Annotated in this window: 18 protein-coding genes; 16 read left to right on the top strand and 2 right to left on the bottom strand. The window is 49.9% G+C overall.

Annotation, left to right across the window (positions count from 1 at the left end; genetic code table 11):
* Positions 1–21: 21 nt before the first annotated feature.
* The 16 genes from ACO0LB_RS15450 to tatC all read left to right on the top strand — a co-directional run bounded on the left by ACO0LB_RS15450 (position 22) and on the right by tatC (position 11442).
* A complete protein-coding gene (locus ACO0LB_RS15450) occupies positions 22–258 on the top strand; it encodes a BolA family protein (RefSeq protein ID WP_423050623.1) in 237 nt (78 codons plus the stop codon).
* Positions 258–1508 carry a UDP-N-acetylglucosamine 1-carboxyvinyltransferase gene (gene murA, locus ACO0LB_RS15445; protein WP_423050621.1) on the top strand — a complete coding sequence of 417 codons (1251 nt, stop codon included), beginning with the start codon at positions 258–260 and terminating at the stop codon, positions 1506–1508. The genes ACO0LB_RS15450 and murA overlap by 1 nt, the downstream gene beginning before the upstream one ends.
* Complete coding sequence (gene hisG / locus ACO0LB_RS15440; protein ID WP_423050619.1) at positions 1509–2165, top strand: ATP phosphoribosyltransferase; 657 nt, start codon at positions 1509–1511, stop codon at positions 2163–2165.
* Positions 2166–2409: 244 nt separating this feature from the next.
* Positions 2410–3723: a histidinol dehydrogenase gene (gene hisD, locus ACO0LB_RS15435; protein ID WP_423050617.1), complete on the top strand. Its 1314-nt coding sequence runs from the start codon at positions 2410–2412 to the stop codon at positions 3721–3723.
* A gap of 22 nt (positions 3724–3745) precedes the next feature.
* On the top strand, positions 3746–4537 hold the full coding sequence (locus ACO0LB_RS15430) for a DNA-methyltransferase (RefSeq protein ID WP_423050615.1): 792 nt from the start codon (positions 3746–3748) through the stop codon (positions 4535–4537).
* Positions 4538–4625: 88 nt separating this feature from the next.
* Positions 4626–5702, top strand: a complete 1077-nt coding sequence (hisC, locus tag ACO0LB_RS15425) for a histidinol-phosphate transaminase (RefSeq protein WP_423050613.1) — start codon at positions 4626–4628, stop codon at positions 5700–5702.
* Positions 5699–6301 (top strand): imidazoleglycerol-phosphate dehydratase HisB, encoded by a 603-nt coding sequence (hisB, locus tag ACO0LB_RS15420; protein ID WP_423050611.1) that lies wholly within the window; start codon positions 5699–5701, stop codon positions 6299–6301. Before hisC ends, hisB begins: the two co-directional genes overlap by 4 nt.
* Before the next feature lie 46 nt (positions 6302–6347).
* Complete coding sequence (gene hisH / locus ACO0LB_RS15415; RefSeq protein ID WP_423050609.1) at positions 6348–6986, top strand: imidazole glycerol phosphate synthase subunit HisH; 639 nt, start codon at positions 6348–6350, stop codon at positions 6984–6986.
* A gap of 104 nt (positions 6987–7090) precedes the next feature.
* Positions 7091–7888, top strand: a complete 798-nt coding sequence (hisA, locus tag ACO0LB_RS15410) for a 1-(5-phosphoribosyl)-5-[(5-phosphoribosylamino)methylideneamino]imidazole-4-carboxamide isomerase (RefSeq protein ID WP_423050607.1) — start codon at positions 7091–7093, stop codon at positions 7886–7888.
* Positions 7889–7890: 2 nt separating this feature from the next.
* Positions 7891–8655, top strand: coding sequence for an imidazole glycerol phosphate synthase subunit HisF (gene hisF, locus ACO0LB_RS15405; protein WP_423050605.1), 765 nt, complete (start codon positions 7891–7893; stop codon positions 8653–8655).
* Entirely contained in the window at positions 8652–9053 is a 402-nt protein-coding gene (hisI, locus tag ACO0LB_RS15400) for a phosphoribosyl-AMP cyclohydrolase (RefSeq protein WP_423050603.1), read from the top strand. Before hisF ends, hisI begins: the two co-directional genes overlap by 4 nt.
* Positions 9050–9403, top strand: a complete 354-nt coding sequence (locus ACO0LB_RS15395; RefSeq protein ID WP_423050601.1) for a phosphoribosyl-ATP diphosphatase — start codon at positions 9050–9052, stop codon at positions 9401–9403. The genes hisI and ACO0LB_RS15395 overlap by 4 nt, the downstream gene beginning before the upstream one ends.
* 50 nt (positions 9404–9453) lie before the next feature.
* Positions 9454–9825 carry a histidine triad nucleotide-binding protein gene (locus tag ACO0LB_RS15390; protein WP_423050599.1) on the top strand — a complete coding sequence of 124 codons (372 nt, stop codon included), beginning with the start codon at positions 9454–9456 and terminating at the stop codon, positions 9823–9825.
* 63 nt (positions 9826–9888) lie between these two features.
* Positions 9889–10101, top strand: coding sequence for a Sec-independent protein translocase subunit TatA (gene tatA / locus ACO0LB_RS15385; RefSeq protein ID WP_423050597.1), 213 nt, complete (start codon positions 9889–9891; stop codon positions 10099–10101).
* Between the two features lie 30 nt (positions 10102–10131).
* The gene (tatB, locus tag ACO0LB_RS15380; RefSeq protein ID WP_423050595.1) at positions 10132–10635 is read left to right on the top strand and encodes a Sec-independent protein translocase protein TatB; all 504 of its coding nucleotides are present in this window, start codon (positions 10132–10134) and stop codon (positions 10633–10635) included.
* Positions 10636–10680: 45 nt separating this feature from the next.
* Entirely contained in the window at positions 10681–11442 is a 762-nt protein-coding gene (gene tatC, locus ACO0LB_RS15375) for a twin-arginine translocase subunit TatC (RefSeq protein ID WP_423050593.1), read from the top strand.
* 14 nt (positions 11443–11456) lie between these two features.
* Here tatC and ACO0LB_RS15370 read toward each other — a convergent pair whose 3' ends face one another.
* Both ACO0LB_RS15370 and ACO0LB_RS15365 read right to left on the bottom strand, forming a co-directional pair.
* On the bottom strand, positions 11457–12125 hold the full coding sequence (locus tag ACO0LB_RS15370) for a DUF2461 domain-containing protein (protein WP_423050591.1): 669 nt from the start codon (positions 12123–12125) through the stop codon (positions 11457–11459).
* A gap of 30 nt (positions 12126–12155) precedes the next feature.
* Positions 12156–13322 (bottom strand): Do family serine endopeptidase, encoded by a 1167-nt coding sequence (locus ACO0LB_RS15365; RefSeq protein WP_423050589.1) that lies wholly within the window; start codon positions 13320–13322, stop codon positions 12156–12158.
* Positions 13323–13327 lie beyond the last annotated feature (5 nt).

Genomic DNA, 13327 nt, shown 5'->3' with positions numbered 1-13327 from the left:
ATTGTTTTTGAAAGAACGCTCGTGTTTCCTACACCTGAACAAATTAAAACTTACATTGCAGCCGGTCTGGAATGCAGTCATCTGGAAGTCGAAGGCGACGGCCAACATTTTAACGCGGTGATCGTGTCGGCTGCTTTTGCCGGTAAACGTCCGATTCAGCGTCACCAACTGGTATACGCCGTTCTGGGCGATCGTATGCGCGAAGAGATTCATGCCTTGTCCATGAAAACACTGACCCCGGAAGAGTACCAGGCATAATGGACAAGTTATTGATTACAGGCGGTTATCGTCTGAACGGTGAAATTGCCATTTCCGGCGCCAAAAATGCCGCGTTGCCCATTCTGTGTGCTGGTTTGCTCAGTGCAGAAGATGTCGTTCTGCACAACGTACCATCGTTGCAGGATGTCAGCACGATGCTGCAATTGTTGCGTCAGATGGGCTTGCAAGTGACGCAGGAAAATGGCGTGACGACCTTGAACGGCGCGGCCATTGACAAACTTGAAGCACCATATGATCTGGTGAAAACCATGCGCGCATCGATTCTGGTGCTGGGGCCTTTGCTGGCGCGTTTCGGTGAAGCCAAAGTGTCGTTGCCTGGCGGTTGCGCTATTGGCTCCCGTCCGGTTGATCAGCACATCAAGGGCTTACAGGCCATGGGTGCAGAGATTACCATTGAGGCCGGTTATATCCATGCCAAAGCCAAGCGACTGAAGGGAACACGCATTGTCACCGACATGATTACCGTAACAGGTACTGAAAATCTGTTGATGGCAGCGACGCTGGCGGAAGGCGAAACCATTCTGGAAAATGCGGCGCGTGAGCCCGAAGTCACTGATCTGGCGCATCTTCTGGTGGTGATGGGCGCTAAGATTGAAGGCATAGGTACTGACCGACTGGTGATTCAGGGTGTTAGTCAATTGCATGGCGCAACGCATCAAGTGATTGCTGATCGTATTGAAACCGCGACTTTCCTTTGTGCTGTCGCTGCTACAGGCGGTGACCTCACATTGACAAATACCCGCAGCGATATTCTCGATGTGGCACTGGATAAATTGCGCGAAGCTGGTGTGATACTCACGAGTGGACCGGACTGGATTCGTGCTCAGATGAGTGGTCGCCCCAAGGCAGTTGGTTTCCGCACGACCGAGTATCCCGGATTCCCTACCGACATGCAGGCACAGTTCATGGCAATGAACTGTATTGCTGAGGGCATGAGTCGTGTCACTGAAACGATTTTTGAAAACAGATTTATGCATGTTCAGGAAATGAATCGTCTGGGCGCAAAAATTGAAATTGATGGTCATACAGCGATGGTCAGCGGTGTTGATCAACTGGTCGGTGCTCCGGTCATGGCGACTGATCTGCGCGCTTCTGCATCGCTGGTGATTGCAGCGATGGCAGCAAAGGGCGACACCTTGATTGACCGGATTTACCACCTTGATCGTGGTTACGATCGTATGGAAGTCAAACTGTCCGCAGTTGGCGCACACATTCAGCGGGTGAAATAAATGACAGCACAATTAACACTGGCTTTATCCAAGGGCCGCATCTTTGAAGAAACCCTGCCTTTACTGGAAGCTGCCGGTATCCGGGTAACCGAAGATCCGGAAAAATCCCGTAAGCTGATTCTGTCGACCAATGATCCCGATGTTCGCGTGATTATTGTCCGTGCTTCCGATGTGCCGACGTATGTTCAGTATGGCGCCGCTGATTTTGGTGTAGCTGGCAAGGATGTCTTGCATGAACATGGTGGCGAAGGCCTGTATCAACCTATCGATCTGAATATCGCCAAATGCAGGATGTCGGTTGCGGTATCTGCTGGTTTTGATTATGAAAATGCCGTACGTCAGGGGGCGCGTCTGCGCGTGGCAACGAAATATACCGAAACTGCACGCGAACATTTTGCCAGCAAGGGCGTACACGTTGATCTGATCAAACTCTATGGTTCCATGGAACTGGCGCCGTTAGTCGGATTGTCAGATGCGATTGTCGATCTGGTCAGTACAGGCAGCACCTTGCGTGCCAACCATTTGGTAGAAGTCGAACATATTATGGAAATTTCTTCGCGTCTGGTCGTGAATCAGGCAGCGTTGAAACTCAAGCGTGAACGCTTGCAGCCGATACTGGAAGCCTTTGAGCGCGCTTCTAAAGTAAAAGCAGTCTGATATTTCAGGACTTACGCAACATTGTCCCGGCAAGGCGAAAAAAGCTGCCTGTTCTTTGGGAAACCTCACTTACAAGTGAGGTTCGTTTCGGCAGAAGGCAACATGTTGCCTGAAACCCTGGCCACACCATGGCGACGAAGGCTGTAGTTTGTACTACTGTGCTTGTACGGAGTTTCGTACAACAAGGAGCCATAACGCGGCTGGGGCGATTTTGCGCAAGTCCTATATTTTTGAAGAGAACAACATGGCATCCCTTATCACCCGGCTTGATTCAGCCGATGCAGATTTCTCCAGCAAGTTGTCTTCGTTACTGGCTTTTGAAGCAAGTGAAGATGAAGCGATTGATCGTGCTGCGGCACAGATTCTGGCCAGCGTTAAAACGACTGGCGATACCGCCGTCCTGGAGGCAACGAATCGCTTTGATCGCCTGAATGCGCACAGTGTCGCTGCTCTGGAGTTATCCCAGGCTGAAATGCAGGACGCGTTACAGTCGTTAAGCCCTGAACGCCGCTCTGCTCTGGAAACAGCGGCCCAGCGTGTGCGTTCTTACCACGAAATTCAGCGTACAGAATGTGGTTCTGCCGGTTTTAGCTATACCGAAGCCGATGGTACGGTACTTGGTCAAAAAGTGACTCCGCTTGATCGCGTCGGTATCTATGTTCCAGGGGGTAAAGCAGCTTATCCTTCCTCGGTATTGATGAATGCGATTCCTGCCAAAGTCGCAGGTGTGCAGGAAATCATTATGGTTGTGCCAACACCGGATGGTATTAAAAATCCTCTGGTGCTGGCCGCCGCCGCCATTGCCGGAGTGGACAGGGTTTTCACTATTGGTGGCGCGCAAGCGGTCGGTGCCCTGGCTTACGGTACCGCGACCATTCCGCAAGTAGATAAAATCGTTGGCCCTGGGAATGCGTATGTGGCCGCCGCAAAACGCCGTGTTTTTGGCACGGTGGGGATCGATATGATTGCGGGACCATCCGAGATTCTGGTGCTGTGTGACGGCACGACTGATCCTGACTGGGTTGCGATGGATTTGTTCTCTCAGGCAGAACATGATGAACTTGCGCAATCGATCTTGCTGTGTCCGGACGAAGCCTATCTCGATGCCGTGCAAGCCAGCATCGTCAAGCTGCTTCCTCAGATGCCCAGACAAGAAGTGATACGCACATCGTTGGCGAACCGGGGCGCGCTGATTAAGGTGCGGGATATGGATCAGGCTTGTGAGATCGCTAATAATATCGCTGCCGAACATCTGGAAATCTCCGCAGAACAGCCGCAGCAATGGGCAGATAAAATTCGCCATGCCGGTGCTATGTTCCTGGGGCGTTACTCATCCGAAGCGCTGGGCGACTACTGTGCTGGTCCTAATCACGTTTTGCCGACGTCACGCACAGCGCGTTTTTCATCCCCGCTGGGCGTGTATGATTTTCAAAAGCGCTCCTCGATGATTTACGTGAGCGAACAAGGTGCGCAGACGTTGGGTAAAGTGGCAGCAGAACTGGCTTATGGCGAAGGTTTGCAGGCACATGCACGCAGTGCAGAATTGCGCCTGAAGTGACATCTCCTACGAGTCAACAGTGATGAGTGCTGATTGGCGGAATCAGATTTTTTGTGAAGACGCGCTGACAGGTTTGGCGCGACTGCCGGATGCCAGCATCGATTTGCTGCTGGCGGATCCCCCGTATGGTCTGGGTAAGGATTACGGTAATGATTCCGATAAAATGGAAGCAGAGGCTTATCTGGCATGGATGGCCAGATGGATTGATGCCGTATTGCCAAAACTCAAGCCGAACGGCAGTCTGTATATTTTTCTGACCTGGCGCTATTCTCCGGAAGTATTTGTCCTCCTGAAGCAACGGCTGCTGATGATGAATGAAATCATCTGGGATCGACGTGTGCCTTCGATGGGCGGCAGTGTACGTAAATACTCTTCCGTGCATGACACGATCGGGTTTTTCGTTAAGGCGAAAGATTATTACTTTGATCTGGATGCCATCCGGATTCCGTATGACGCAGCGACCAAAAAAGCGCGCAGCCGGAAAATTTTTGAAGGTGCAAAATGGCTGGAGCTGGGATTTAATCCCAAGGATGTCTGGAGCGTTTCGCGTCTGCATCGCGAACATGCGGAGCGTGAAGAGCATCCGACTCAGAAACCACTCGAAATTATTGAGCGCATGATCAAAGCCTCTTGCCCACCTGGTGGCGTGGTGCTGGACCCCTTCATGGGCAGCGGCACGACCGCCGTTGCTGCAAAACGCTGTGGACGTGATTATGTCGGTTTTGAGTTGAATCCAGACTACTGCACGATGATCCAAAAACGTCTGGCGCAGACTGCCGCAGTGACCGCCCCCGTGACCGTATCTGAGTCATAATCAGGGGAGTATGCTGATGCGATCTGATCTGCACTTGGTAAATACTGTGTTGAATCAATTCATAATGGCATACTGCCTGGAGTATTAGATGAATATCATCAATATCATTCGCCCTGAAATCGCTAGTCTCGCCGCCTATCATGTGCCTGACGCGAGCGGTTTTCTGAAGCTCGATGCCATGGAAAATCCTTATGTTTTACCAGTATCTTTGCAGCAAGAACTGGCAACACATCTGGCGCAGGTTGCGCTGAATCGCTATCCCATACCGTCTTACAGCACATTGAAAGCCAGTATTGCCGAAAAACTGGGCGTGCCAGCCGGTCACGACATTGTTCTGGGGAATGGTTCTGACGAGTTGATCAGCATGATCTCGGTGGCATGCGCGAAACCGGGCGCCAAAGTCTTGGCACCTGTGCCGGGTTTTGTCATGTATGCCATGTCTGCCAGATTGGCTGGTCTTGAATTTATTGGCGTTGACCTTACTTCTGACCTGAAGCTCGACAAACAGGCGATGCTTGATGCTATTGCGCTGCATCGTCCGGCAATTACCTATCTTGCGTATCCGAACAACCCTACCGGCACTTTGTATGAGGCTGACGATATCGTTGATATTTTGGGTGCTGTCGGCGATAGCGGTGTCGTGGTGGTGGATGAGGCATATCAGCCATTCGCACAGGCCAGCTTCATGTCGCGGCTGGCAGAGTTTGATCATCTGATTGTCATGCGCACGGTTTCCAAGCTGGGTCTTGCAGGTATTCGTCTTGGTTACATGGCTGGTAACAATGCGCTGATGACTGAATTTGAAAAAGTCCGGCCACCGTATAACATTAATGTATTGACGCAAGCTGCCGCGGAGTTTGTGCTGTTGCATGTGGAAGTGCTGGACGCGCAGGCGGCGGATCTGATCGTACAACGTGCTGCGCTGGCCAATGCCATGAGTGAGTTGCCTGGTGTTATCGTGTACCCATCGTCAGCTAATTTTCTGCTGATTCGTGTTGCAAATGCCGAACATGTTTTCGCAAAATTATTGGAACAAAAAATTTTAGTCAAAAATGTAGGTAAAATGCATAATCTGCTGGAGAACTGTCTGCGCATCACAGTCAGTACCCAGGCAGAAAACGCTCTTTTTCTTGCTGCACTTGCAGCGTCTTTATCATCAACATGAATAACCAAACTCAACGCATTGCGGCGGTAACCCGCAATACCAACGAAACGCAAATCCGCGTTGCCATCAATCTGGATGGAACAGGTCAGCAAAAACTGAACACGGGTGTGCCGTTCCTTGACCATATGCTCGATCAGATTGCCCGTCATGGCCTGATCGATCTGGATATCGAAGCCGTCGGCGATTTGCATATTGACGCACACCATACGGTCGAAGATGTCGGCATTACGCTGGGCCAGGCTTTTGCTCAGGCGATTGGCGATAAAAAAGGTATACGTCGTTACGGTCATTCATATGTACCGCTGGATGAAGCGCTGTCTCGCGTTGTTGTCGATTTTTCAGGCCGGCCCGGTCTGGAATACCATATTCCATTCACCCGCGCCATGATCGGTAACTTTGATGTTGATCTGACACGCGAATTTTTTCAGGGCTTCGTCAATCATGCGTTGGTGACACTGCATATTGATAACCTGCGTGGTGACAATTCTCATCATCAGTGTGAAACCGTGTTCAAGGCGTTTGGTCGTGCCCTGCGTATGGCGACTGAACTTGATCCGCGAGCAGCGGGTACGATCCCTTCAACCAAGGGCAGTCTTTAATTTTTGATATCTGTATCCCGATGTCTGCCTGTACAGACAAATCATTATGAACAAAATCGTTGTTGTAGATTATGGCATGGGGAATTTGCGCTCAGTAGCGCAAGCCTTGCGTGCTGTTGCACCTGAAGCCAATGTGCTGATTTCAGGTGAAGTTGCTGATATTCGCAGCGCAGACCGGATTGTCTTACCAGGTCAAGGTGCCATGCCCGATTGCATGAGCAGCCTGCGGGAATCTGGCGTTCAGGAGGCGGTGCTTGAGGCTTCGCGCAATAAGCCTTTATTCGGTGTTTGCGTTGGTGAGCAGATGTTGTTTGATGTCAGTGAAGAAGGTGATACGCCAGGTCTGGGTTTATTGCCCGGGAAGGTGGTGCGCTTCGATCTGCATGGCAAACTTCAGGACGACGGATCACGTTTTAAAGTTCCACAAATGGGCTGGAATCGCGTTCACCAGACGCAGCCACATGCTTTATGGCAGGATATTGCTGATGAGGCGTATTTTTATTTCGTACACAGCTATTACGCCCAGCCTGCCAACCCTGCGCACACCGTCGGTATGACCGATTATGGTCAGCCGTTTGCCTGTGCTGTAGCGCAGGATAATATTTTCGCGACGCAGTTTCATCCCGAAAAGAGCGCTGCAGCTGGCTTGCAACTGTATAAAAATTTTGTACACTGGAAACCCTGACCGTTATTGCGTTGCGACGTGTGACCAGATTGAATCTGATCTGCATTATTCGATTACCCTATTGCCCTATTGTCTATTAGACGAAACCTTTTCTCTCTCACATCATGCTGCTCATTCCTGCTATCGACCTGAAAGATGGTCACTGCGTACGCCTTAAACAAGGTGATATGGACCAGGCTACCGTATTCTCTGACGACCCCGCAGAAACCGCACGCCACTGGCTCAAACAAGGCGCGCGTCGCCTGCATCTGGTCGATTTGAACGGCGCTTTTGCTGGCAAGCCCAAAAATGAAGCGGCTGTCAAATCCATTATCCAGGCGGTTCGTGATTACGCTGAAGAAACAGGGACTGAAGAAATTCCTGTGCAGCTTGGTGGTGGCATCCGTGATCTCGATACCATCGAGCGCTACCTTGATGACGGCTTGTCCTACATCATTATCGGCACGGCGGCTGTCAAAAATCCCGGCTTTCTGGCGGATGCTTGCAGCGCATTTCCTGGTCAGATTATTGTCGGCATTGATGCCAAAGACGGCAAAGTGGCGACCGATGGCTGGAGCAAACTGTCTGGTCACGAAGTGATTGATCTGGCACAAAAATTTGAAGGTTATGGCGTGGAAGCCATTATTTATACCGACATTGGCCGTGACGGCATGATGGGCGGCGTAAATATTGACGCTACCGTAAAACTGGCGCAGGCAGTCACCATTCCTGTGATCGCTTCTGGCGGCGTACATAATCTGGCCGATGTGGAAGCCTTGTGTGCAGTTCAGGACGAAGGGATTGAAGGCGTCATTTGTGGTCGCTCCATCTATGAGGGCACGCTGGATTTATTGACTGCACAGGATCGTGCTGATGAACTCAGTGATGATCTTGGTGACGAATTCGATAGCGAAGAAGAATAAGTATGGCATTGGCAAAACGTATTATTCCTTGTCTGGATGTGACTGCCGGTCGCGTCGTGAAGGGAATTAATTTTCAAGAGCTAAGGGATGCCGGTGATCCGGTAGAGATCGCCCGCCGCTACGATGAGCAGGGTGCAGATGAGATTACTTTTCTGGATATCACGGCATCCTCTGACGGTCGTGATTTAATCCTGCACATCATTGAGGCCGTTGCTTCTCAGGTTTTTATTCCGCTGACTGTGGGAGGCGGTGTGCGTACGGTGGCTGATGTGCGCCGTTTGCTCAATGCAGGGGCCGATAAAGTTGGTATCAACACGTCGGCTGTCACGAATCCGCAGTTGGTGGCAGATGCTGCACATAAATATGGTTCGCAATGCATCGTCGTCGCGATTGACGCGAAAAACGTTGCGCCAGGTAAATGGGAAGTGTTTACGCATGGCGGACGCAATGCGACTGGTCTGGATGCTGTCGAATGGGCGCAAAAAATGGCGCAGCTCGGCGCAGGAGAGATTTTACTGACCAGCATGGACAAAGATGGAACCCGTTCTGGCTTTGATCTTGGCTTGACGCGCGCAGTATCTGATGCGGTACCGATTCCGGTGATTGCATCCGGTGGTGTAGGTGGATTGCAGGATCTGGCAGACGGCATCAAGATCGGTGGCGCAGATGCTGTGCTGGCCGCGAGTATCTTCCATTATGGTCACCATACTGTTGGAGAGGCCAAGCAATTCATGGCAGCTCAACAAATACCTATGAGGCTGGTATGAGTGCGGCCAAATGGTTGAATAAAGTACGTTGGGACGAGCATGGGCTGGTGCCTGTAATTGCACAGGAAGCGGCTAGCAATGATGTGTTGATGTTTGCCTGGATGAATCGGGATGCGTTATCAAAAACGGTAGAGCTTGGCGAAGCTGTTTACTGGAGCCGTTCACGTAAAAAACTCTGGCACAAAGGTGAGGAGTCGGGACATATCCAGAAAGTGATGGAAATCCGGCTTGACTGTGATGAAGATGTGATTTTGCTTAAGATTGAACAAGTCGATAGCATCGCCTGCCACACAGGGCGTCATTCCTGTTTCTTTCAGAAATTTGAAGGCGGGCTGAACGATGGTGACTGGGAAGCAGTTGATCCTGTATTGAAAGACCCTGAAAGTATTTATAAATGAACACGTCGCAAGAACAAATACTGAAGCGCCTGGCGGAAGTGATTGAGAGTCGCAAGCTGGTCAATGGCGGAGATCCTGAAAAATCTTATGTTGCACGTTTATTTTCTAAAGGTGACGACGCGATCCTGAAGAAGATAGGCGAAGAGGCAACTGAAACCGTGATGGCTGCCAAGGATGCCCGGGTATCCGGCGATCATACTAAATTGCTCTACGAATGTGCTGATTTATGGTTTCACTCTATGGTCATGTTGGCGCAGTATGATCTTTCTCCGCAACAAGTGATTGATGAACTTGCCCGGCGTGAGGGATTGTCTGGCCTCGACGAAAAAGCAGCACGCAAAGAAGCGTAACTGTAGGTGAATGAGCTGATTCTGTTTTGATGATATTGATCGGATAAAAAGTGGATAACTGTATTTTTTGTAAAATTACTGCCAAGCAGATTCCTGCTGGCATCGTTTATGAAGATGAAGAATTACTGGCATTTAAAGATATTAATCCGGCAGCGCCAGTTCATTTGCTAATTATTCCCAAACTGCATATTGATACTTTATCGTCTGCACAACCAGAGCAGGCAGCGTTGCTGGGAAAGATCCTGGCATTAGCTCCCAAGCTGGCCGGTGAGCATGGCTGTGCACCGGTGACGCATGCTGACGGCAGTGTTACCGGTGGATATAAAACCTTAATCAATACCGGGCCTGATGGCGGGCAAGAGGTGTATCATTTGCACGCACATGTGATTGGTGGTCCAAAACCCTGGCGTGGTCAGCGTTGATCGAACACATTCAAACAAATTCAAGTAAATTTTTTGAGAGTGCGCTCTCACAAGGAGTAAATAATGGGTTCCTTAAGCATCTGGCATTGGCTGATTGTTCTTGTGGTTGTTATGCTGGTTTTCGGCACTAAAAAACTGGGCAATGTAGGCTCTGATCTTGGTAAAGCGGTCAAAGGTTTTAAAGATGGCATTAAAGGTGAAGAGGAAAAAACTTCCGCACCTGCCACTGAAAAAACGACCATTGATGTTGATGCCAAAGAAAAATCCAGGCAGTGATTGCTGTATCGCTGATAACGGGGCAGACCAATGATTGATCTTGGTATCACGAAGTTGGCCTTGATCGGCGTGGTGGCGCTGGTGGTCATCGGACCCGAGAAATTACCCAAAGTTGCGAGAATGGCGGGTACTTTGCTGGGGCGCGCTCAACGTTATATTAACGATGTGAAGTCCGAAGTCAGTCGTGAGATTGAGCTCGAAGAGTTTCGTCGTATGCAAAAAGATGTGCAGGATGCTGCGTTGAATGTGGAGCAGTCGGTGTCAAAAGCGGTGTCTGAGGCCGAAGATGAGTTCCGCTCCATTGGAAAGACATCGTTTGCAGACGCATCCCCGCTGCTTGATCCGCCGACGACTGACTCTCTGTCCGTAAAAGCAAAAGATTTCCGGCGCAAAAAATTATCTCGCACCTCGGCAGTGCCTCTCTGGTACAAAAATCGTCATGGTCAGCGGAGCCATGTTATTTCCGGTTCCGCCAGAATGGCCCGGCACAGGCCAGGCAGCTCGCGTGGCACTTCTCACAATAGTTTTTTCTAATTTCTCACTTATGTTTTTGCCTCTATTATTTCCGGCGGTCTGCGCATGAGCGATCATATTGAGAATGGTGTTGAAGAGAGTTTTATCTCTCATCTGGTTGAATTACGCGATCGTCTTGTCAGAGCGAGTATTGGTATTGCATTGATGTGTGCGCTCTTGATGCTGTGGCCGGGGCCTTCTGCGATTTATGATTTTTTGGCACAACCCATGCTGGCTTCTTTGCCTGCAGGGGCCAAGATGATTGCGACCGGTGTGATTTCCCCTTTTCTTGTACCGATGAAAGTGACTTTACTGATCGCTTTTATGCTGGCCTTGCCTTGGGTGTTGTATCAGGCATGGGCATTTGTGGCACCAGGACTGTATACGCATGAGAAAAAACTGATTGCGCCGTTGGTCATCTCATCTTCTCTGTTGTTTTTGGGTGGTGTCGCTTTTTGTTATTTCCTGGTTTTCGGCAGGGTATTTAAATTTATCAACGAGTTTGCTCCAGCATCAATCAGCGTAGCGCCAGATATTGAAAATTATCTCGATTTCATCATGTCTATGTGCCTGGCATTCGGCGTGACGTTTGAAGTGCCGGTAGTGGTCGTGGTGCTGGTCAGAATGGGATTGGTACCGTTAGAAAAGCTGAAGGCAATTCGCTCGTATGTGATCGTTGGTGCCTTTGTGATTGCTGCGATTGTGACGCCCCCGGATATTGTCAGCCAGTTCTCACTGGCGTTGCCGATGTGGTTACTCTATGAGTTGGGTTTGCTGGTTGCACCTTTATTTGTCAAGGCAACTCAGGCACCAGCCGAGCAAGATTAAATCCATACCTGCTGTCAGGCGGTGCGCAACCATTTTACTAATGGAAATGCGCTTTTGTACCCTGTCAGTAGCGTGGATATCAACTCCGATGTATCCATGTCAGTCATGCTGCATTCTGTCCACACCATAAAATTCTTTAACTTGATTTGTTCCATGTGAGGAAGTGATGGATCAAAACCCTTAGGTGGGCGCACAAGCTTGCCTTCTTCTTGTAAAGTACCAAAAATTTGCTTTAATTTTTTGTCTTTCAGCATTTTCCCAAAACCGTCTGGGTCTGCTACGATGCGTTCACGTATTGCGCGCAATCGATCTGATGGCGGCATATATTCACCACAGGCAAAAAATAATCTGCCATTTCCATCCAGCTGGAAATAGTAGGCAGGACCTCCACCTTCGCTTGGTTTCTTTCTGCCGCTCGGTAGTATCGAGGCAGAAAATGTGGTCTTATAAGGGGATTTATCGTGTGCAAAGCGAACATCCCGGTTAATTCGGAACAACGCCTTTTTGGGTTCGCAGCCGATGATGACTGGGTCAAATTTGCTAATGCCTGCGATCAGCTCCGTCACCAATTGCAAAAATTCGTTACGCAATATATCGTAGCGCGGCTTGTTCATAACAAACCAGGCGCGGTTATTGTTATCCGCTAACTCGCTCAGATAAGAGCGCAAATCAATTAAATGCATAGTGATCCTGACTGAATAATGGCGGCAATTTTATTCTTCTTTGCGTATAGGAGGGCGTTTGCCGATCAGCACTTCCAGTGTTGGCTCCTGAGTATTGCGCAGGATGGTCATTTTTGCTTTATTGCCTGGTTTGAGTTGAGCGACCAGATTCAGCATTTCCGTGGTGTCACTGACAGATTTACCTTCAATCGCGATCAAAATATCGCCTGGTCGCATACCTGCTTTATCCGCTGGGCCTCCGCGAATGACTCCTGCAATGATGGCGCCAGACTTTTGCTTCAGGCCAAAACTTTCAGCCAGTTCCGGAGTAATATCTTGCGGTTCTACACCTATCCAGCCCCGCACGACCTGACCGTGACTGATGATGGATTCCATGACCAGTTTGATCGTGGTCACCGGAATCGCAAAACCGATCCCGACAGAACCGCCATTTTGTGAATAGATCGCAGTGTTAATGCCGAGCAAATTACCATTGACGTCCACCAGTGCACCACCTGAATTTCCTGGATTGACTGCCGCATCGGTTTGAATGAAGTTTTCGAACGCATTACCTGTCAGATGATTCCTTCCGAGAGCGGAAACAATGCCCATTGTCACGGTCTGACCTACGCCAAATGGATTACCTATCGCCAGTACCACATCTCCGACATGCGCATCATCGGCATGGCCCAGGGTGATGGCAGGCAAATTGGGTAAATCGATTTTGATGACGGCCAGATCGGTTTCCGGATCGGTTCCCACCACTTTTGCATTTGCTTTGCGCCCGTCTGCCAGAGCCACATCAATTTCGTCGGCTGATTCTACGACGTGGTTATTTGTCAGAATATAGCCTTCGGTGCTGACGATGACACCGGAACCAAGGCTGGACTGACGCTCAACCTGCTGATTTTGTTGTTCGCCAAAAAAACGCTTCAGAAATGGATCATTCAACAGAGGGTTACGTGTCTGCTTCACCTCTTTGGAGGTATAAATATTCACCACTGAAGGCATCGCCTGTTTTGCTGCACTCCGGTAAGAGCTTTGAGCCTGCACCGCGTTTGCTGGCGCTTCTTGCATGCTGACGGTGGATGCAAGGCGTAACTGTTGATTAGAACTTAACGTACGGTTAACCCATTCTGGTTTCAGGGTCGTTACAATAAACCATATCGCCAGACCTACCGTGATGGTTTGGGCGAACAAAAGCCAAAGACGTCGCATAGAAA

This window comes from Undibacterium sp. SXout7W (assembly GCF_049339385.1).
Lineage (GTDB): Bacteria > Pseudomonadota > Gammaproteobacteria > Burkholderiales > Burkholderiaceae_D > Undibacterium.
The sequence above is the reverse complement of the archived record's forward strand: the minus strand, read 5'-3'. Positions and strand labels throughout refer to the sequence as shown.